Annotated in this window: 19 protein-coding genes; 7 read left to right on the top strand and 12 right to left on the bottom strand. The window is 58.7% G+C overall.

Going from position 1 to position 19223, the window contains the following annotated elements; genetic code table 11:
• Positions 1-14: 14 nt before the first annotated feature.
• The 4 genes from trmD to ffh all read right to left on the bottom strand — a co-directional run bounded on the left by trmD (position 15) and on the right by ffh (position 3190).
• Positions 15-767 carry a tRNA (guanosine(37)-N1)-methyltransferase TrmD gene (gene trmD / locus QMK58_RS24500; protein WP_053155096.1) on the bottom strand — a complete coding sequence of 251 codons (753 nt, stop codon included), beginning with the start codon at positions 765-767 and terminating at the stop codon, positions 15-17.
• Positions 768-769: 2 nt separating this feature from the next.
• Positions 770-1306, bottom strand: coding sequence for a ribosome maturation factor RimM (gene rimM / locus QMK58_RS24505; protein ID WP_053155094.1), 537 nt, complete (start codon positions 1304-1306; stop codon positions 770-772).
• Positions 1307-1311: 5 nt separating this feature from the next.
• Entirely contained in the window at positions 1312-1563 is a 252-nt protein-coding gene (rpsP, locus tag QMK58_RS24510) for a 30S ribosomal protein S16 (RefSeq protein ID WP_003198088.1), read from the bottom strand.
• Between the two features lie 250 nt (positions 1564-1813).
• The gene (gene ffh / locus QMK58_RS24515) at positions 1814-3190 is read right to left on the bottom strand and encodes a signal recognition particle protein (protein WP_053155091.1); all 1377 of its coding nucleotides are present in this window, start codon (positions 3188-3190) and stop codon (positions 1814-1816) included.
• 210 nt (positions 3191-3400) lie between these two features.
• Here ffh and QMK58_RS24520 point away from each other — a divergent pair, with 210 nt between their 5' ends.
• The 5 genes from QMK58_RS24520 to rlmF all read left to right on the top strand — a co-directional run bounded on the left by QMK58_RS24520 (position 3401) and on the right by rlmF (position 11395).
• The gene (locus tag QMK58_RS24520; protein ID WP_053155089.1) at positions 3401-4213 is read left to right on the top strand and encodes an inner membrane protein YpjD; all 813 of its coding nucleotides are present in this window, start codon (positions 3401-3403) and stop codon (positions 4211-4213) included.
• Positions 4214-4225: 12 nt separating this feature from the next.
• Positions 4226-5467, top strand: a complete 1242-nt coding sequence (locus tag QMK58_RS24525) for an HlyC/CorC family transporter (RefSeq protein WP_320395565.1) — start codon at positions 4226-4228, stop codon at positions 5465-5467.
• 334 nt (positions 5468-5801) lie between these two features.
• Positions 5802-7118 (top strand): MFS transporter, encoded by a 1317-nt coding sequence (locus QMK58_RS24530; protein ID WP_053155086.1) that lies wholly within the window; start codon positions 5802-5804, stop codon positions 7116-7118.
• A 232-nt stretch (positions 7119-7350) separates the two neighbouring features.
• Complete coding sequence (locus QMK58_RS24535; RefSeq protein ID WP_053155084.1) at positions 7351-10197, top strand: valine--tRNA ligase; 2847 nt, start codon at positions 7351-7353, stop codon at positions 10195-10197.
• A 166-nt stretch (positions 10198-10363) separates the two neighbouring features.
• Positions 10364-11395: a 23S rRNA (adenine(1618)-N(6))-methyltransferase RlmF gene (gene rlmF / locus QMK58_RS24540; protein ID WP_053155081.1), complete on the top strand. Its 1032-nt coding sequence runs from the start codon at positions 10364-10366 to the stop codon at positions 11393-11395.
• Positions 11396-11484: 89 nt separating this feature from the next.
• On the opposite strand, the gene QMK58_RS24545 is transcribed toward rlmF, so the two are convergent.
• A complete protein-coding gene (locus QMK58_RS24545) occupies positions 11485-11922 on the bottom strand; it encodes a DUF3757 domain-containing protein (RefSeq protein ID WP_053155079.1) in 438 nt (145 codons plus the stop codon).
• Between the two features lie 235 nt (positions 11923-12157).
• Positions 12158-12439 (bottom strand): HU family DNA-binding protein, encoded by a 282-nt coding sequence (locus QMK58_RS24550; RefSeq protein WP_007905514.1) that lies wholly within the window; start codon positions 12437-12439, stop codon positions 12158-12160.
• A gap of 396 nt (positions 12440-12835) precedes the next feature.
• Between QMK58_RS24550 and yejK the strand changes: the two genes are divergently transcribed.
• Both yejK and QMK58_RS24560 read left to right on the top strand, forming a co-directional pair.
• Entirely contained in the window at positions 12836-13840 is a 1005-nt protein-coding gene (gene yejK, locus QMK58_RS24555; RefSeq protein ID WP_053155078.1) for a nucleoid-associated protein YejK, read from the top strand.
• Positions 13840-14190, top strand: coding sequence for a glutaredoxin family protein (locus QMK58_RS24560; protein WP_053155076.1), 351 nt, complete (start codon positions 13840-13842; stop codon positions 14188-14190). Before yejK ends, QMK58_RS24560 begins: the two co-directional genes overlap by 1 nt.
• A gap of 108 nt (positions 14191-14298) precedes the next feature.
• On the opposite strand, the gene QMK58_RS24565 is transcribed toward QMK58_RS24560, so the two are convergent.
• The 6 genes from QMK58_RS24565 to QMK58_RS24590 form a co-directional block, all read right to left on the bottom strand.
• Complete coding sequence (locus QMK58_RS24565; RefSeq protein ID WP_053155074.1) at positions 14299-15234, bottom strand: glutathione S-transferase family protein; 936 nt, start codon at positions 15232-15234, stop codon at positions 14299-14301.
• Between the two features lie 87 nt (positions 15235-15321).
• On the bottom strand, positions 15322-15633 hold the full coding sequence (locus QMK58_RS24570) for a GIY-YIG nuclease family protein (RefSeq protein WP_053155072.1): 312 nt from the start codon (positions 15631-15633) through the stop codon (positions 15322-15324).
• Between the two features lie 39 nt (positions 15634-15672).
• Positions 15673-16143 carry a nuclear transport factor 2 family protein gene (locus tag QMK58_RS24575; protein WP_053155070.1) on the bottom strand — a complete coding sequence of 157 codons (471 nt, stop codon included), beginning with the start codon at positions 16141-16143 and terminating at the stop codon, positions 15673-15675.
• 110 nt (positions 16144-16253) lie between these two features.
• A complete protein-coding gene (locus QMK58_RS24580) occupies positions 16254-17558 on the bottom strand; it encodes a CynX/NimT family MFS transporter (RefSeq protein WP_320395566.1) in 1305 nt (434 codons plus the stop codon).
• Positions 17548-18207, bottom strand: coding sequence for a FadR/GntR family transcriptional regulator (locus QMK58_RS24585; protein ID WP_320395567.1), 660 nt, complete (start codon positions 18205-18207; stop codon positions 17548-17550). The genes QMK58_RS24580 and QMK58_RS24585 overlap by 11 nt, the downstream gene beginning before the upstream one ends.
• 249 nt (positions 18208-18456) lie before the next feature.
• A complete protein-coding gene (locus tag QMK58_RS24590; RefSeq protein WP_003178331.1) occupies positions 18457-19221 on the bottom strand; it encodes an amino acid ABC transporter ATP-binding protein in 765 nt (254 codons plus the stop codon).
• Positions 19222-19223: the final 2 nt, after the last annotated feature.

Raw genomic sequence — 19223 nt, forward strand, 5'->3', positions numbered from 1 at the left:
CCATCGATACGTTGTTAACTATCGTCCCGCTCGAGGATGTATTCCTCGAGCAGCTTCTTCTCTTCTCCAGAAAGCGAGCGGCTTTCCAGAAGATCGGCGCGTCGTTCATAGGTCCGACCAAGGGACTGCTGTAAACGCCAACGCCGGATGTGCGCGTGATTGCCACTTAGCAATACGTCGGGAACACGCTGATCCGCATACACCTCCGGTCGGGTGTAGTGCGGGCAATCCAGCAAACCATCCGTAAAGGAATCTTCCTCTGCGGAGTCCGCATGCCCTAAAGCTCCAGGCAGCAGTCGTGTAACCGCATCGATCAGGACCATCGCCGGCAGCTCGCCGCCAGACAGTACATAGTCGCCAATCGACCACTCTTCATCGACATGAGCATCAATAAAACGCTCGTCAATGCCTTCATAGCGGCCGGCAATCAGGATCAGTGCATCCAGATTCGCCAACTCGCGTACCGCCGACTGATTCAGTTGACGGCCTTGGGGGGACAGGTAAATCACCTTCGCCGCCTCCCCGGCTGCTGCCTTGGCCTGAACCAGAGCATCTTCCAGGGGTTTGATCTTCATCACCATGCCCGGACCACCGCCAAACGGGCGATCGTCCACAGTGTGATGTCGATCCGTCGTGTAGTCTCGCGGATTCCAACAGGTCAGCTGCAAGAGCCCCTGTTTCACCGCACGACTGGTGATGCCGTACTCGCTGATGGCGGAGAACATCTCGGGAAACAAACTGATCACTTCTACGCGCAAGTTAGCCACGCTTAGAAGTCCGCATCCCAATCCACCTTCATCTCACCTGCTGCCAGGTCGATGGCCAACACGCATTGCTCGGTATAGGGCAACAGGCGTTCGCGATCATCCAGGCTGCCAGCGCATGGCTTGACCACCATTACATCATTCGAGCCGGTCTCCAGCAGGTGATCGATCTTCCCGAACAATTGTCCGAGGGTGTCGATGACCTTGAGACCTTCCAGCTGGTACCAGTAGTACTCGCCGTCGGTGAGTTCAGGGAACAGGTTGCGCGGCACACAGATCTCATAACCGGCCAGAAGACGAGCTTCTTCGCGATCATCGAGACCCTTGAGCTTTGCGACCAGGAACTTGTCGTTCCCGCGTCCGCTGACCAGCTCTACCTGCTTTACATTGCCGTCACGCTTGAGCGTCCAGGTTTTGTATTCCAGCAGGTTCTTAATCGGATCAGTAAAGGAGTACACCTTCACTTCGCCGCGAACGCCGTGAACCGAGTAAATCTTGCCGATAACGATCAAATCATCAGCAACAGCTGGCGTCGCGTTCATATTGCTCAGGCCGCAGCCTTAGCAGATTCCTTCAACAACTGAGCAACGCGCTCAGAAGGTTGTGCACCAACGCTCAGCCAGTAGGCTACGCGCTCTTGGTTCACGGACAAACGGACTTCTTGACCACGAGCAACAGGGTTGAAGAAACCAACCTGTTCCTTGTGCGAACCGTCGCGCGGGTTGCGGCTGTCGGTTACGGTCAAGTGGTAAAACGGGCGCTTTTTGGAGCCGCCAAGGGCAAGACGGATTGTTAGCATGTGAACATCGTTCCTGTAGTCGGTGCTGCAAATCTAAAGGCACAGCGGGCATAGGTGCCCGAAAGGCCGCATATTCTAAGGAATATCCGGACTTTTGCAAATGTCTTTTTCTGGCGGCCTATCGGTCGCCATGCAGATTTGCTATAGAGCCGTCGTTGAAAACGGCCGATCAGCTCCCGCCAAGTGCGGGTTTGCTGTGTATCCCACGTCCGTGTGGGGCAGCGCCGACCCGATGGCCGGCGCGGATTCTTTACATCTTCGGCATGCCGCCGCCGGGCAACATACCGCCCATGCCGCGCATCATCTTGGCCATTCCGCCTTTGGCGGAGAATTTCTTCATCATCTTCTGCATCTGCTTGTGCTGCTTGATCAAGCGACCGATGTCCTGCACCTGAGTGCCGGAACCCATGGCAATCCGACGTTTGCGCGAACCGCTGATCATCTCAGGGTCGCGGCGCTCGGCCGGGGTCATGGAGTTGATGATGGCTTCCATCTGCTTGAATTGCTTCTCTGCCGCACCTTGAGCGTTGCCCATTTGCGCCAGGTTCACGCCGCCCATGTTCGGCAGCTTGTCCATGAGGCCGCCGAGGCCGCCCATGTTCTTCATTTGTTGCAGCTGATCGCGGAAGTCTTCAAGGTCGAAGCCTTTGCCTTTCTTCAGTTTCTTGGCCAGTTTATCGGCCTTGTCCTTGTCGAGAGTCGCTTCTGCCTGCTCGATCAGGCTGAGCACGTCGCCCATGCCGAGAATACGCGAGGCAATACGCTCAGGGTGGAACGGGTCGAGCGCTTCGCTCTTCTCGCCCATACCGATGAACTTGATCGGCTTGCCGGTGATTGCACGGACCGACAGCGCAGCACCGCCACGGGCGTCGCCGTCGACCTTGGTCAGGATCACACCGGTCAACGGCAGCGCGTCGCCGAAAGCCTTGGCCGTGTTGGCGGCATCCTGGCCGGTCATGGCGTCGACCACGAACAGGGTTTCGACCGGATTGATCGCGGCATGCAGCGCCTTGATCTCGCCCATCATCTCTTCATCGATGTGCAGACGACCGGCGGTATCGACGATGACCACGTCGATGAATTTGAGTTTTGCTTCCTTGATAGCCGCTTGCGCGATCTCGACCGGCTTCTGGCTCAGGTCGGACGGGAAGAAGGTAACGCCAACCTCACCGGCAAGCATTTCCAGCTGCTTGATCGCCGCAGGACGGTAAACGTCGGCGGACACGACCATGACGGTCTTCTTCTTGCGCTCTTTAAGGAAGCGCGCAAGTTTACCGGCGGTGGTGGTTTTACCCGCACCCTGCAAGCCGGCCATCAGGATGACCGCTGGCGGCACTGCGCTCAGGTTCAGGTCTTCGTTGGCCGCGCCCATCAGGCTTTCGAGTTCGGCCTGGACGATCTTCACAAAGGCCTGGCCCGGCGTCAGGCTGCGCGACACCTCGGTGCCGACAGCGCGTTCTTTCACCGAATTGACGAAGTCCTTCACCACCGGCAGGGCGACGTCGGCTTCGAGCAACGCCATGCGCACTTCACGCAGGGTGTCTTTGATGTTGTCTTCGGTCAGCTTGGCCTTGCCGGTGACATGGCGCAGCGTCTGCGAGAGACGGTCGGTTAAGTTTTCAAACATTGCGCGATCCTTTCAGGCCCTGTGTAGACCGGGATAATGGCGGCCCGGACCGGACTAAACGTGTGCTCGGCGAGCCTGCGGCGTGGGCAGGTCGCGGATTATAGCGAAGACTGCGGCCAACGGACACCTCGCTGTCAGCTTGCGCGGTCTTTCGTGTGGCGGGGGTTCTATGCCAAACTCAGCGACTTTCGGGCTTGCCTAACAGGATTTATGCTCCCCTTGTCACCCAGCTTGCTTACGACCCTCGCCGCCGCCTGCTTATATGCCGCTGCGACCATTTACCAGGGCACTCGCCTGGCTTCCGGCGCCAAGGCCAACAAGCGCCTGCTGGTTACGCTCGGCGTGCTTGCCGTGCTGGCCCATAGCGCCAGCCTGCTCACCCATCTGTTGACCCCGATCGGTCTGGGCCTGGACTTTTTCAGTGCCGCCAGCCTGATTGCCGCCGCCGTCATTGCCTTGAGTCTGCTGGCCTGCACGCGAATTCCGGTGGAAAACCTGCTGGTGTTGCTGTTCCCGCTCGGCGCCTTGACCGTGTTGCTGGCGCAGTTCGCCCCGGCCGGCACGGTACAGATCATCGACGAGGAGCCGGGCATCCTCGCGCACATCCTGCTGTCGATCCTTGCCTACGGCATGTTCACCATTGCGGTTTTCCAGTCCTTGCTGCTGCTGGTACAAGATCACCAGCTCAAGCACAAACACCCGTCCGGGCTGATCAAAAACTTCCCGCCGCTGCAAACCATGGAAAGCCTGCTGTTCGGTTTCCTCTGGGCCGGCTGGACGCTGCTGTCGCTGTCGCTGATTTCTGGCTGGCTGTTCGTCGAGAACCTGTTCGCCCAGCACCTGGTGCATAAAACCTTGCTGGCGTGCCTGGCCTGGATTGTCTTCAGTGTTCTGCTATGGGGTCGCAACCGTCTCGGCTGGCGCGGTCACAAAGCCATTCGCTGGACCCTGGCCGGGTTTTGCCTGCTGATGCTGGCGTACTTCGGCAGCAAGCTGGTTCGTGAATACATCCTGCATATCTGACGGGCGGCATTAATGGACGACTTGCCCATAGGGCCGATGCTCGCAGTAGTGGCCCTGCTGATTTTATGGTCGGGGCTGTTTACGGCCATCGAAACGGCGCACCAGCATCTGCTGGCCCAGCGCACGGCAACGCGTTCCAGCGATAAGCCACTGGCGAAACTGAGCTTCCCCCTCGACAGCCTGATCTTCTGCAATACCCTGTGCCGCGCTCTCGTGGTGGTCATCAGCACCCTGCTGGCGATTTTTACCTGGTCCGAAAACGGCCCATGGATTGCCTGTCTGGGAGCGGGCGCAGTCGTGCTGATGTTCGCCGATTACCTGCCCCGCGCCCTTGCTGCCCGCTATCCCGAGGCGATCCTGGCCCAAGGCAACAACCTGCTTCGCGTCCCCCTGAAAATCGTCTATCCCGCCGCCTGGTTGCTTAAAGGCATCAGCCAGTTACTGGTGCGGCCATTTGCTCGCAAAGTCAAAGTGGTACAACAAAGTGAAGAGGAGGCACTGACTGAACGGCAGGACACCGCCGAAAATGTTATCTGCCGCCCTCACCCGTTGTCGGGCATCCACGCCCTGGACAACATCACGGTCAATGACATTCTCGTCCCTCGCAGCGATGTCGACGGGATCAACCTTGACGACCCCATCGACGAAATCATCGAACAATTGCGACACAACAGACGCACTCGTTTGCCGGTATTCCACAGCGATATCAATCAGGTCGAAGCCGTGCTCAACACCCGGCACATCCTCCACCTGCTAGCTGATGCGAGCCTGACCCGAGAAGCGCTGCTGGCAGCCAGTCGCGAACCGTATTTCGTCCCGGAAAGCACCCCTCTTCAACTGCAACTGCTCAACTTCCACAAGCAACAGCGGCGTTTAGGCATGGTGGTCGACGAATATGGTGAAGTGCTGGGCATCGTCACACTGGAAGACATTCTTGAGGAAATCGTCGGGGAGTTCGAAAGCCAGCACAGGCTCGATAATCCGCACATTCACCCTCAAGCCGATGGACGCCTGGTGATCGACGGCGCCGCGTCAATCCGCGAGTTGAACAAGAGCCTCGGCTGGCACCTGCCGAGCGACGGCCCGAAAACCCTGAACGGCCTGGTGACCGAAGCCCTGGAAACCATTCCCGAAAGCACCGTATGCCTGAAGATCGGCCGCTATCGCCTGGAAATCCTCGAGACCGAAGACAATCGTGTTACGCGGGTGCTCATCTGGCAGACCAGTTCACCCCCCGCGGTTTCTATCCGCTGAGTTGCCAAAAGATCGCAGCCCGCGACAGCTCCTACAACGCCGCTCACCGTAGGACCTGTCGAGCGAAGCGAGGCTGCGATCCTCTCAAAACCTCTCAAAACTTCTCACTTGTTTGATCGTTAGCTACCTTCCTATAATCGATTCGCTTACCCAAGCCTCGCCGGGCCCGTGCTTACCCCGCACCGCGCAGCTTCCGGCCTGACCATCAGCCACATCCGCAGCAAGCCGACGATTGCTCCTACCTGGAACAGCGACCGCGCCCCCACCCACATCCCTGGGTTCTCGACCATAATAATTCGCTCCATCGGAGCACATGACTGTCAGGGATAACCGCATGACGACCAGCACGACTTACAGCGACTCCGCTCCTGCACAACCGACCAACTCCGCCACCCGCGTGGCCACGGCGAGTTTCATCGGCACCGCCATCGAGTTCTACGATTTCTACGTTTATGCCACCGCAGCAGCGCTGGTCATCGGGCCGGTGTTCTTTCCGCAAACGTCCGGGACTGCCCAGATGCTTTCGGCGTTTCTTACCTTTGGCATCGCTTTCCTCGCGCGCCCCCTGGGTTCTGCCCTGTTCGGCCACTTCGGCGACCGCATCGGGCGCAAATCGACCCTCGTCGCCTCCCTCCTGCTGATGGGCGTGTGCACCACGCTGATCGGCGTGCTGCCGGGCTACGACAGTATCGGGGCATGGGCGCCGATATTGCTCTGCGTGCTGCGTTTCGGCCAAGGCCTGGGACTGGGCGGTGAATGGGGCGGCGCGGCGCTACTGGCCACGGAAAATGCCCCCAAAGGCAAACGCGCATGGTTCGGCATGTTCCCGCAGCTCGGCCCTTCCATCGGCTTCCTGGCCGCGAACGGCTTGTTCCTGACATTGGCCATGCTGCTCGACGACGAACAGTTCCGCTCGTGGGGCTGGCGCATCCCGTTCCTGCTCAGTGCAGCGCTGGTGATGGTCGGCCTGTACGTGCGCCTCAAGCTGCATGAAACACCGGTGTTCGCCAACGCCGTGGCACGCCAGGAGAGAGTGAAAATCCCGCTGTTCGAACTGTTCGGTCAATACTGGCTGCCTGTATTGCTGGGAGCCGGTGCGATGGTGGTGTGCTACGCGCTGTTTTACATTTCCACCGTATTTTCGCTGAGTTACGGTGTGTCGACGCTTGGCTACAGTCGCGAAACGTTCCTCGGACTGCTGTGCATTGCCGTGCTGTTCATGGCGGCCGCTACTCCGTTGTCAGCCTTGGCCAGTGACCGTTACGGGCGCAAGCCGGTGCTGATCATTGGAGGCGTGCTGGCGATTTTGTCCGGATTTCTGATGGAGCCGCTGCTGACCCACGGCTCGACCTGGGGAGTGGCGCTGTTCCTGTGCATCGAACTGTTCCTGATGGGCGTGACATTTGCCCCGATGGGCGCGTTGCTGCCAGAGCTGTTCCCCACCCAAGTTCGCTACACCGGCGCCTCGGCGGCCTACAACCTGGGCGGTATCGTCGGGGCTTCCGCTGCACCGTTTTTCGCGCAGAAGCTGGTGGCGATGGGTGGATTGAGTTATGTCGGCGGGTATGTGTCCGCGGCGGCAGTGCTGAGCTTGATTGCCGTGCTGTGCCTGAAGGAAACGCGGCATAACGATTTGAATCGCATCGATTGATAGACCGCCATCGCTGGCAAGCCAGCTCCCACAGGGTTTGGTGTCGATCACAAAATAGCTGTACGACACATAACCTGTAGGAGCTGGCTTGCCCGCAAAGGGACCTGCGCTGACAAAACACAAAACCTCAACTTTTCCCCCGCCCACTGTCACCTCGCTCTACGCGCATCGGCTCATCCCCGCTATACTTCCCGGCTTTTCCTGAATAAATGCCAATAGGGTCCCGCCGCGCATGGATAAGACCTACCAGCCGCACGCCATTGAAACTTCCTGGTACAACACCTGGGAGTCTGAGAATTACTTCGCCCCGCAAGGCGCGGGCGAGTCCTACACCATCATGATCCCGCCGCCGAACGTCACCGGCAGCCTGCACATGGGTCACGGCTTCAACAACGCGATCATGGACGCCCTGATCCGTTTTCGCCGCATGCAGGGTCGCAACACCCTGTGGCAGCCGGGCACCGACCACGCCGGCATCGCCACACAGATGCTGGTGGAGCGTCAGCTCGAAGCCAAGGGCCAGAGCCGCCACGACCTGGGCCGCGAGAAATTCCTCGAGAAAGTCTGGGAGTGGAAGGATGAGTCCGGCGGCAACATCAGCCGTCAGATCCGCCGCCTCGGCTCGTCCGTCGACTGGAGCCGTGAGCGCTTCACCATGGACGATGGCCTCTCGGAAGCCGTTAAGGAAGCGTTCGTACGCCTGCACGAAGACGGCCTGATCTACCGCGGCAAGCGCCTGGTCAACTGGGACACCAAGCTGCACACGGCGATTTCCGACCTCGAAGTGGAGAACCACGACGAGAAAGGTTTCCTGTGGAACCTGAAATACCCGCTGGCCGACGGCGCCAAAACCGCCGAAGGCAACGATTTCCTGATCGTCGCGACCACCCGCCCGGAAACCATGCTCGGCGACTCCGCCGTGGCCGTTAACCCGAACGATGAGCGCTACAAAGCCCTGATCGGAAAATTTGTCGAGCTGCCACTGGTTGGCCGCCGCATCCCGATCATCGCCGACGATTACTGCGATCCTGAATTCGGCACCGGCTGCGTGAAAATCACCCCGGCCCACGATTTCAACGACTACGAAGTCGGCAAGCGCCATAACCTGCCGCTGCTGAATATCTTCGACAAGAACGCCGCCGTTCTGCCGGCCTGCCAGGTGTTCAACCTCGACGGGACGCTGAACGAGACCATCGACGGCAAGATCCCGGCCGAATACGCCGGCCTCGACCGTTTCGAAGCGCGCAAGCAGATCGTTGCTGCGTTCGAAGCCGCGGGCCTGCTGGTCAGCGTCGACGATCACGGCCTGAAAGTACCGAAAGGCGACCGCTCCGGCACCATCATCGAGCCGTGGCTGACCGACCAGTGGTACGTATCCACCAAGCCTCTGGCCGAGCCTGCGATTGCCGCCGTTGAAGACGGCCGTATCCAGTTCGTGCCGAAACAGTACGAAAACATGTACTTCTCGTGGATGCGCGACATCCAGGACTGGTGCATCAGCCGTCAGCTGTGGTGGGGCCACCGGATTCCGGCCTGGTACGACGAGTCGGGCAAGGTCTACGTCGGTCGCGATGAAGCCGAAGTGCGTGCCAAGCACAACCTCGGCCCGGACGTTGCGCTGCAACAGGACAACGACGTTCTCGACACCTGGTTCAGCTCGGGCTTGTGGACGTTCTCCACCCTCGGCTGGCCGGAAAAAACCGAATTCCTGAAGAAATTCCACTCTACCGACGTCCTGGTGACTGGCTTCGACATCATTTTCTTCTGGGTCGCCCGGATGATCATGCTCACCATGCACTTGGTGAAAAACGAAGACGGCACGCCGCAGGTTCCGTTCAAGACTGTCTACGTTCACGGTCTGGTGCGTGATGGCCAGGGCCAGAAGATGTCCAAGTCCAAGGGCAACGTCCTGGACCCGCTGGACATCATCGACGGCATTGAACTCGAAGCCCTGGTACAGAAACGCACCTCCGGCATGATGCAGCCGAAACTGGCGAAGAAGATCGAGAAGCAGACCCGCGACGAATTTGCCGAAGGCATCGCCAGCTACGGCACCGACGCTCTGCGCTTCACCTTCTGCTCACTGGCGTCCACCGGTCGCGACATCAAGTTCGACATGGGTCGCGTCGAAGGCTATCGCAACTTCTGCAACAAGATCTGGAACGCGGCGCGCTACGTGCTGGACAAGGGCGAAGACTGCGGCCAGAACGGCGAAGCCTTTGAGCTGTCTCTGGCTGACCGCTGGATCATTTCGCAGCTGCAACGCACCGAAGCCGAAGTGACCCGTCAACTCGACCAGTTCCGTTTCGACCTGGCCGCACAAGCGTTGTACGAGTTCATCTGGAACCAGTATTGCGACTGGTACCTGGAACTGTCCAAACCAGTGCTGTGGGACGAAAACGCTCCGGTCGAACGCCAGCGCGGCACCCGTCGTACCCTGGTTCGCGTACTGGAAGTCGCCCTGCGCCTGGCGCACCCGTTCATGCCGTTCATCACCGAAGAAATCTGGCAGCGCATCGCGCCGCTGGCCGGCATCGAAGGCAAGACGATCATGCTGCAACCTTGGCCAGTGGCCAATGAAGCGCGCATCGATCAGGCGGCCGAAGATGACATCGAATGGCTCAAGGGCCTGATGCTCGGCACCCGTAACATCCGAGGCGAAATGAACATCGGCCCAGGTAAACCGTTGCCGCTGTTCCTGAAAAATGTGAGCGCCGAAGACCAGCGTCGCCTGACCGAAAACGAAGCGCTGCTAAAGAAACTGGCCCGCCTCGAATCGATCACCGTGCTGACTGCTGGCGAAGAAGCACCGCTGTCCGCCACCGCCTTGGTCGGCGAGATGGAAGTGCTGGTGCCGATGGCCGGCCTGATCGACAAAGGCGCCGAGCTTGCGCGTCTGGACAAGGAAATCCAGCGCCTGCAAGGCGAAGTACAACGCGTCGGCGGCAAGCTGTCCAACGCGGGTTTCGTCGATAAGGCGCCAGCTGAAGTCATCGAGAAAGAGCGCGCCAAACTGGCCGAAGCCGAACAGGCTCTTGGCAAGCTGGCCGAGCAGCATGCGCGGATTGCCAGTTTGTAACGGCAAATCGCAATGAAAAAGGGAGGCCCGGGTGGCCTCCCTTTTTTGTTCAAACGCCACCAATCCCCCGGAGCTGCCGAAGGCGCTCCTACACAGGTTCGGCGCATGGGCGATCAATGTGGGACAATGCTCGCCACTTTTGGCCATACCCGAATCGACCACCGCCATGACCGCTCCTCGCCCCCCCAAACCTGCGCGCAAAAAGCCCTCACCCGCCACCCCGGCCAAAGCTCTGGAGCCGCGCGAGAAAGCCAGCCTGCACCCACGCAATCGCCACCAAGGTCGCTACGACTTTCCGGCACTGATCAAAAGTACTCCGGAACTGAAAAAGTTCGTGATCATCAATCCGTATGGCAAGGAAAGCATCGACTTCGCCAGCCCGGACGCGGTACGGGTGTTCAACCGAGCACTGCTCAAGTCCTTCTATGGAATCGCCCATTGGGACATTCCTGCTGACTACCTGTGCCCACCGGTTCCCGGGCGCGCCGATTACGTGCACTTTCTTGCCGACCTGCTGGCCAGTGTCAACGAGGGCGTGGTCCCGAGAGGCGCTGCAGTGAAGGTTCTTGACATCGGGATGGGCGCTAACTGCGTGTATCCGCTGATCGGACATAGCGATTATCGTTGGCAGTTCCTGGGGTCTGAAATTGATGCCACCGCCATTGCCGCGGCCAAAGCAATTGTTCAGTCCAATGGCTTGAGCAAGGCCATCCAGATTCGCCAACAGACCAACAGCAAACAGATCCTGCTGGGCTTGCTGGAAAGCGCCGAGCGTTTTGATCTGACCATGTGCAATCCACCGTTCCATGCCTCACTGGATGAGGCCACTCGAGGTAGCACACGCAAATGGCGCGCCCTGGGCAAGGCCGATCCGAAGCGAAAACTGCCGGTGCTGAATTTTGGCGGACAGGCCGCCGAATTGTGGTGCGAAGGTGGCGAGGCACGGTTCGTCACGCAACTGATCAGTGAGAGCGCGCAGGTGGGCCAGCAAGTCTTGTGGTTCAGCACGCTGGTGTCAAAGGCTTCAAATTTGCCCGCGATCCAGGTCGCGCTGAAAAAGGCCGGCGCACTACAGAGCCAGGTCGTGGAGATGTCCCAGGGCCAGAAACAAAGCCGCTTCGTCGCCTGGACTTTCCATACCCAGGCACAACAACAAACCTGGCGTCAGGTACGCTGGAGCAAGACAACGACTGAATAATCAGCAGAAGGCTTTTTCTGCGCCAACAAAAAACCGTGCACGGATGAGTTCGGCGCACGGTTTGAAAAAACATTTAAATATCGAATACATCAACGCCTCGTCGGTCGTACGATTTCCTTGAACAGACAGGCTCGCTCTTCCTTGTTATCGCAATAGTACTGGTTATACCACTCGGCCCACGGCCCATTGGTACCGATACGCACCAGTGTTCCTTCGTTCTTGAACTTCATGTCCAGCGCACCGCCTCCCTGCAGTCGGTATCCACAGCGCAGGATCTCACCGACGACAGCGCCGCCCTCAACCTCTTCGTGAGGCCTGAAAATGGCGACATCGAACTCACCCACCGGACCCCGGCCGCTCTGCGAAACGCCATACCACTCCCCGCCGCCGCTGGTTGTTGGCGCTTTGTAGGTTCCAGCGGTGAACTCCTTGATGACCGAAGGGTTCGGACAATGTTCGCCCTCATCAGCCAGAACATGACCGGAAAAAAGAAATGGCACACACATTACTAACTGTTTGACTCTCATAATTACTTCCCTGTAACCAACAGCGAAATTAAGGTTCAGCTTTTTACGCAAAGCCTAGCGCCGCACCCCATTGATATTACTTATCCATGGCGCATGAGCAATCAATAAGGCTGTAGGAAAGTTCAACGCTTACATAGAGAAAGTGCCGACATTCTTCGAACGTGACTCCATTTATCAACGCCCACAAAAAAACCGTGCCCGGATTGCTCCGGCGCACGGTTTTTTTTAACAAGTCTTACTTGTTAACAGCGTCAGTCAGGCCTTTGGCCACAACCAGCTTGATCACTTTCTTGGCAGCGATTTCGATGGCAGCGCCAGTCGAAGGGTTGCGGCCAGTACGGGCAGGACGCTCAGTCACTTTCAGCTTGCCGATACCTGGCAGAGTGATTTCGCCGCCGTTTTCCAGCTGATCGGCAACGATTTGGCCCAGTTGGTCCAGAGCGTTACGCGCGGTGGTTTTCGGCGCGTCGATAGCTTCAGCGATGTCGGCGATCAGTTGGTCTTTAGTAAGAGCCATTTAGTGTTCCTTCCCTATCAAATTCATATGGATTGCAGAGTGCAATGTCAGCCATCGAGCCCGATCTTTTGGATCCGGCACCCTCGGCCAAATAACCTCGGGATCGGGGTTATAGATACCGAAATCAGGGTTTGGTTCGACCTGACACATGCTGACTGCAGGCTTAACGCAGTGACTTCGCGCAAGACCGGGCAAAGCTAGCACACAGACGTGGAAATATCCGCCTCTAGCTACCCGATTGGTCAGCTTTATTGTGCTAAAACAGTAAAAAACAGCCTCCACGCCGCCGGTCAGCCCTGAATCACCCTCCACGCCGCGCCAAAACCAGTGGTTGCGGTACACTGGGCGCTTTTTCGGGGGAGCACGCCCTCCTCTCTTCATTCAGCCGAGAAGCCCATGCCGATCCGTCATTGCATCGTCCACCTGATCGACAAAAAACCCGACGGCACGCCCGCAGTTCTCCACGCCCGCGACTCTGAACTGGCCGAGTCCGGCGCCATCGAAAACATGCTTGCCGACCTCAACGAGAGCTACAACGCCAAACAAGGCAAGGCATGGGGATTCTTCCATGCCGAGTCAGGAGCGCACCCCTTCAGCGGCTGGTTGAAAGAATACTTCGAGGGCGGTAAGGACTTCACGGCATTCAGCCGCGTGGCAGTGGAGCACCTGCAAAAGCTGATGGAAGAGTCAAACCTGTCGGTCGGTGGCCACGTGCTGTTCGCCCACTATCAGCAAGGCATGACCGATTACCTGGCCATCGCCCTGCTGCACCATAGTGAAGGCGTGGCTGTGACAGACGAACTGGACGTCACGCCTTCCCGTCACCTGGACCTTGGCCAATTGCACCTGGCGGCGCGGATCAACGTGTCCGAGTGGCAAAACAACAAACAGTCCAGGCAGTACATTTCCTTTATCAAAGGCAAGAACGGGAAAAAAGTTTCGGAGTATTTCCGCGACTTCATCGGCTGCCAGGAAGGGGTCGACGGTCCAGGTGAAACCCGCACCTTGCTCAAAGCGTTCAGTGACTTCGTCGAAAGCGAAGACCTGCCTGAAGAAGACGCCCGTGAGAAAACCAAGACCCTGGTGGATTACGCCAGTAGCCAGGCCAAGCTCGGCGAGCCGATGGGCCTGGAAGAACTCTCCGAGCTGATCGACGAGGAACGTCCGAAAGCCTTCTATGATCACATCCGTAACAAAGACTACGGCCTGTCGCCCGAGATTCCGGCCGACAAACGCACCCTCAACCAGTTCCGCCGCTTCACAGGTCGCGCAGAAGGCCTGTCGATCAGCTTCGAGGCGCACTTGCTGGGCTCCAAGATCGAGTACGACGAAGAAGCCGGCACGTTGATCATCAAGGGCCTTCCGACCTCGCTCACCGACCAGCTCAAGCGACGCAACTGATGCTCGCCGGCATACTGAAGAAGTTCCTGCTGATCCTGCTGGTGGTCGTGGTCTATCAGAACTGGGGCAAGATCGAGCGGGCGTTCAACCCCTCGCAAGTGGTGTCCGAGCAGACCCAGGCCAAAGCCAACGTCGTGCTCTACGCCACCGAGTGGTGTGGCTACTGCAAACTGACCCGGCGTTTTCTCGATCAGAAAGGCATTCCGTACAAGGAATTCGATATCGAGAAGGACGCCGTGGCGCGCAAGGACTATGAAGCGCTGGGCGGTGGCGGGATTCCGATCATTGATGTGAACGGAACTCTGATTCGCGGGTATGACCCGGATGCGATTCTGGCAGCCTTGAAGTAGCCCTTCCATTATTGGAGCTGGCTTGCCAGCGAAGGCGGGGGGTCAGTTGACAACAATGCTGACTGACAACCGCTTTCGCTGGCAAGCCAGCTCCTACAGTTCCTGGGCTTACTGCGCTTCTATGCGGAAACCAAAGCGGGGGAAGTGTACATGCACCACGCCGCCACGCTCGTCTTCGCGGCGCACAATCAACTCCTCGCTACCCGCAAAAAGCAATTCTCCAACGACCGGATCAACGCCGTAGTCAGTCGCCGCAATCACCACCTGCTGACCCGCCTTGAGCCCGTTCGGATCAACAAACTGCTCATCCGGCAATGCCGCAGGTTGGGACGTGCGCGCAACCTCCAATGCCTCGTCGGACGCCATTTCGCTGGATGCTCCATGACCAAAACCCAGCACTCGGGCATACCAGGCGACAACCGCCGGGTATTCATCCACCAACGGTGCGGTAACCGGTGTTGCTTTCAGGAACCAAAGGCAGTGAGCCAGCGCGAAGTCGGCAATTGACGGCTCACCGAACAGGAAGTCGCCCTGCTCGCGCTGCAATTGCAGCTCCAGCCGCGACATGATGGTCGGCCATTGATGCCTGGCCTGCTCCGCGGACAACTTGGACGCGCTGCCACCACTGAACAAGCCGGCACGATCGGCGATGAACGCCTTGATCGCTTCAGGCGGCAAATTGCCGAAACGCACGGCGATCGATTCAGGCTGGAACACCAGGCTGACTGCATGCTGGAAGATCACCGAATCAGCCCAGGCGGCGAACGACGCAGCGATCATTTCCTGTCCTTCTGGAAAAAACGCAGGCAAGGTTTTTTCCTGTTCCAGTCGGCGCGCAATCAACGCAGTGTCGCAATAGATGTCTGCGCCGATCTGCAACACCGGTGTCTTGCGATAACCACCGGTCAGCGCCGTGAGATCGGGTTTTGGCATCACCGGAGAGATTTTCACCGAGCGCCAGGACAACCCCTTGAAGCCCAACAGCAGGCGGGCTTTTTCGGCGAAGGGGGACGTCGGGTAATGATGCAGAATCAACTCGGACATGCTCGGCTCCGCCGCAAAAGTAGGAGACCGCAGCTTAGCGCGCAATCGGTTAGCAGCCTACAGATCTGCTTGATGGGAACTGATCAGTCAGAGTGATAAGCCTGAAGTGGCACTCGCCACCAGACATTCCTTGGCGCTTTTCTTGAGCTTCTTGATCAACCGCTCCTGACGCAACGCATCGCTTTTGTCGCGGCAGCGTTCGGTATACACCAGGGCCATGGCAGGGCTTGAGAGAAAAAACCGCGCGCCCTTGCCGCTTTGATGCTTGGCAAAACGGCGCGCCGGATCGTCGCTGATTCCGCAATACAGCGAGCCATTGGCGGCGCGCACGAGGTAGACGAACCAGGTTTTATTCGCAGGCGGGACGACTTCGACAGGGCTTTCAGTGAGGGTGGTCACGTCACGATCAGGGCTTGAAAGGAACAAGCGGCGATCTTATCAGCGACTGGCCTGAAATGCCTTCAGCCCCTTCAACGCCTGAGCGCGAACGGCGTTGCGCACCAAGGGCGACCAACCCAGCAACAGGCCTTTGAACCCCAGCGCCTGACGTGACCAGGCCCACAAATCGAAGCTGTCGTGATGTTCGCAAATCTTGTCATCGCGAAAAACGAAGCGCGCCTGAATGTCGTTGATCACGGTGTTGCCGGTCTGGCTGAACAGATACGTCGCCACCCAATGGGCGCTACCGGTACGCTCATCAGCGCGCACGTTATCGAACGTGAGAGAGAAATCCTTGGCGCGGGTAGTGAGCATGCGCCACATGTCACCGGCATCGCGCCCACGCAGTTCGCCGAAGGCCGGATCGCTGAACACCACATCGTCGGTGTAGCAAGCAGCCATCGCTTCGGCATCAAGGCGCTGGAACGCTTGGTAGAATCGGGTGATCAAGGCGCTGTGGGCATCACTCATGAGCAAACTCCCTGTTGTGCAAAATGGCGTCGAAAGACTGCCTGCACGATAGTCTGCAAACGAGTGAAACACTATCGGCATTCGCGGCCCGAATACCGACAGTGTGCGAGTCAGACTTTCTCGCTTTCGACCTGCACATACAGCGCACGTCCAGCGCCAAGACCGGCGATGATCGCGCCAAGACCAATAACACCGAAGATCCAGCCCACCGCTGTCCAGCCGCCGGTCCAGTCATGCACGATACCAACCGCGAACGGCCCCATCGACGCCAGGATGTAGCCGAAACCCTGGGCCATGCTCGACAGGTTCGCCGCGACGTGGGAATCCCGCGAGCGCAACACGATCAGGGTCAGCGCCAGGCTGAATGTAGCGCCCTGCCCCAACCCGAGCACAATCGCCCAACCCCACAGACCTTCAATCGGCGCATACAGACAACCGAACAAGCCACCGAGCGTCAGCACCATGACGACCACAATCGCCAACCGCTGGTCCTTGCCGCGAGTCGCCAGCCAAGGGGCCGCAAGCGAGCTGACCAATTGCACGATCACCGAGCCCGACAACACTAGCCCAGCCTGGGTCGGGGTCAGGCCACGACCGATCAGGATCGAAGGCAACCAGCCAAACACGATGTAGGCCAGAGACGATTGCAATCCCATGTAAAAAGTGACCTGCCAGGCCAGCGGATCACGCAGCAATCCCCGAACGCGATAAGCCACATTGTGTGCGCCATGTTTCTGGCCGACTTGCGGCAACCAGAAAATCGCGGCGGCCAGTGCCGGAATCACCCAGAAGCCCAGGCCAAGCGCCCAGCTCTGGTCGAAATGCTCGCTCAACGGCACGGTTGCTCCCGCCGCCATCGCCGCGCCGAGACACAACGCCATGGTGTAAACGCCGGTCATGGTCCCGGCCTGTTTCGGGAAGTCACGCTTGACGATGCCCGGTAGCAATACACCGATCACACCGATGCTGGCACCGGCCAGCACGCTGCCGGCAAACAAACCGATCTCACCAAAGGAACTGCGCAGGATAATCCCGCCAGCGAGGGTCAGCAGAATTCCCAGCACGACGCGCTCGGCGCCGAAACGCCGCGCCAGCACTGGCGCCAATGGCGCAAACAGGCCAAGGCACAGCACCGGTAACGTCGTCAGCAAGCCAGCCTGGGAGGCAGACAAACCAAGAGACTTCGACACCTCGCTGAGCATCGGCGCCATGCTCGACAACGCCGGACGAAGGTTCAAAGCGACCAGGATCAGACCCAGCAGCAATAGCCATGGTCGGCGCAAAACCGGATGGGCTTGCTGGACCTGTTCATCATCGGCCTCGGCATCGATCAGTAACTCTTCCAGCTCTGTCGAGCGCTTGGGGGCTGTGGATAAATCACTGCGGTGCATGGACTTCTCGGGTTCAAGGTTCATTGATCAACTGCCTCGACAGGGCTTTGGCCCGTTCCGGGTCGCGTTGCTCGACGGCATCGAGCAACGCGATGTGCAAGTCAAACACTTCCTGGCGGCGCGGGGCGATGTTCAGGCTCTGGCGCAGTTGTGCGCCGACGATGCCGGAGAAATAGCGATACAGCTCGCTGAGGGTCGGGTTGTGCGCGGCGTCTACCAGACGGCGGTGGAACACCAGATCGCAGGCGATGTAGGTATCAAGATCACCGTGGTAGTGGCTGCCACTGACGCTCAGCGTTTCGCGCAATGCCACCATGTCCTCTTCGGTACGGCGCAGTGCCGCCAGGCCGATGGCCTCGACCTCGAGGATGTGTCGCGTTTCGCGAGCCTGTTCAAGGGAGCAACGGGACAAGGCCTTCAGGGTGTCGAGTGGATCGACCACTGCCCGCAGATAGCTGCCGTCACCCTGACGGATTTCGATCAGCCCGGAAAATGCCAACACCCGCATGGCTTCACGCACGGTATTACGACTGATGCCCAGTTCGGCGGACAACTCAGGTTCGGTGGGCAAGCGCTGTCCGACGACCCAGTTGCCTTGGTTAATACGCTGGCGCAACTGGTCCAGAGCCTGATCGACCAGAGATCGTTTAACTAATGGAGAGGTTTCTGACATGGAATTCGCCCTTTCATCCAATCATAGGATGAATTTTCCGACATGTTAGTTAGCTTGCTACGAGAGGGCAACCTTGAAGGCTTAAACGTTACCGATGTAGGAGCTGCCGAAGGCTGCGATCTTTTGATTTTGTTAGAAGCGAAGATCAAGAGATCGCAGCCTTCGGCAGTTCCTACGCAGCATCGGCAAAATCGAGGACAAAAATAAACCCGGAACTCAGTCCGGGTTTATTTCACTGCCTGGCTTCGATCAATGCAGGATCTGGCTCAGGAACAGCTTGGTGCGGTCGTTCTGCGGGTTGTCGAAGAAGTCGTTCGGCGCAGCCTGTTCGACGATCTCCCCCTTGTCCATGAAGATCACGCGATTGGCCACGGTGCGGGCAAAGCCCATTTCGTGGGTCACGCAGAGCATGGTCATGCCGTCTTCAGCCAGGCCGATCATGGTGTCGAGCACCTCTTTCACCATTTCCGGGTCGAGCGCCGAAGTCGGTTCGTCGAACAGCATGATTTTCGGTTTCATGCACAGTGCACGCGCGATCGCCACACGCTGTTGCTGACCGCCGGACAGCTGCCCCGGGTACTTGTGCGCCTGCTCCGGAATGCGTACGCGTTCCAGGTAATGCATGGCGATTTCCTCGGCCTTGCGCTTGGGCATCTTGCGCACCCACATTGGTGCCAGGGTGCAGTTCTGCAAGATGGTCAGGTGCGGGAACAGGTTGAAGTGCTGGAACACCATGCCGACTTCGCGGCGGATCGCTTCGATCTGCTTGAGGTCGTTGGTCAGCTCCACGCCATCGACCACGATGCGGCCCTGCTGGTGCTCTTCCAGACGGTTGAGGCAGCGGATGGTGGTGGACTTGCCGGAACCCGACGGGCCGCACAGCACGATTCGCTCGCCCTGCTTGACGTTGAGGTTGATGTCTTTCAGTACATGGAACTGGCCGTACCACTTGTTCACGCCCTGCATCTGAATAATGCCTTCAGGGCTCACAGGCTGTTTGATTGCTTCGCTCATTT

Origin of the sequence: Pseudomonas sp. P8_241 (assembly GCF_034008315.1) — a bacterium.
In the GTDB taxonomy this organism is placed as follows: domain Bacteria; phylum Pseudomonadota; class Gammaproteobacteria; order Pseudomonadales; family Pseudomonadaceae; genus Aquipseudomonas.

Excerpts from the sequence above, each read along its gene's own strand:
- QMK58_RS24575 (WP_053155070.1), bottom strand. The coding sequence starts at position 16,143 with ATGAGTGATGCCCACAGCGCCTTGATCACCCGATTCTACCAAGCGTTC.
- QMK58_RS24545 (WP_053155079.1), bottom strand. The coding sequence starts at position 11,922 with ATGAGAGTCAAACAGTTAGTAATGTGTGTGCCATTTCTTTTTTCCGGT.
- QMK58_RS24585 (WP_320395567.1), bottom strand. The coding sequence starts at position 18,207 with ATGTCAGAAACCTCTCCATTAGTTAAACGATCTCTGGTCGATCAGGCT.
- rlmF (WP_053155081.1), top strand. The coding sequence starts at position 10,364 with ATGACCGCTCCTCGCCCCCCCAAACCTGCGCGCAAAAAGCCCTCACCC.
- ffh (WP_053155091.1), bottom strand. The coding sequence starts at position 3,190 with ATGTTTGAAAACTTAACCGACCGTCTCTCGCAGACGCTGCGCCATGTC.
- QMK58_RS24560 (WP_053155076.1), top strand. The coding sequence starts at position 13,840 with ATGCTCGCCGGCATACTGAAGAAGTTCCTGCTGATCCTGCTGGTGGTC.
- QMK58_RS24535 (WP_053155084.1), top strand. The coding sequence starts at position 7,351 with ATGGATAAGACCTACCAGCCGCACGCCATTGAAACTTCCTGGTACAAC.
- QMK58_RS24530 (WP_053155086.1), top strand. The coding sequence starts at position 5,802 with ATGACGACCAGCACGACTTACAGCGACTCCGCTCCTGCACAACCGACC.
- yejK (WP_053155078.1), top strand. The coding sequence starts at position 12,836 with ATGCCGATCCGTCATTGCATCGTCCACCTGATCGACAAAAAACCCGAC.
- QMK58_RS24580 (WP_320395566.1), bottom strand. The coding sequence starts at position 17,558 with ATGAACCTTGAACCCGAGAAGTCCATGCACCGCAGTGATTTATCCACA.
- QMK58_RS24590 (WP_003178331.1), bottom strand. The coding sequence starts at position 19,221 with ATGAGCGAAGCAATCAAACAGCCTGTGAGCCCTGAAGGCATTATTCAG.
- QMK58_RS24565 (WP_053155074.1), bottom strand. The coding sequence starts at position 15,234 with ATGTCCGAGTTGATTCTGCATCATTACCCGACGTCCCCCTTCGCCGAA.
- QMK58_RS24520 (WP_053155089.1), top strand. The coding sequence starts at position 3,401 with ATGCTCCCCTTGTCACCCAGCTTGCTTACGACCCTCGCCGCCGCCTGC.
- QMK58_RS24525 (WP_320395565.1), top strand. The coding sequence starts at position 4,226 with ATGGACGACTTGCCCATAGGGCCGATGCTCGCAGTAGTGGCCCTGCTG.
- rpsP (WP_003198088.1), bottom strand. The coding sequence starts at position 1,563 with ATGCTAACAATCCGTCTTGCCCTTGGCGGCTCCAAAAAGCGCCCGTTT.
- QMK58_RS24550 (WP_007905514.1), bottom strand. The coding sequence starts at position 12,439 with ATGGCTCTTACTAAAGACCAACTGATCGCCGACATCGCTGAAGCTATC.
- rimM (WP_053155094.1), bottom strand. The coding sequence starts at position 1,306 with ATGAACGCGACGCCAGCTGTTGCTGATGATTTGATCGTTATCGGCAAG.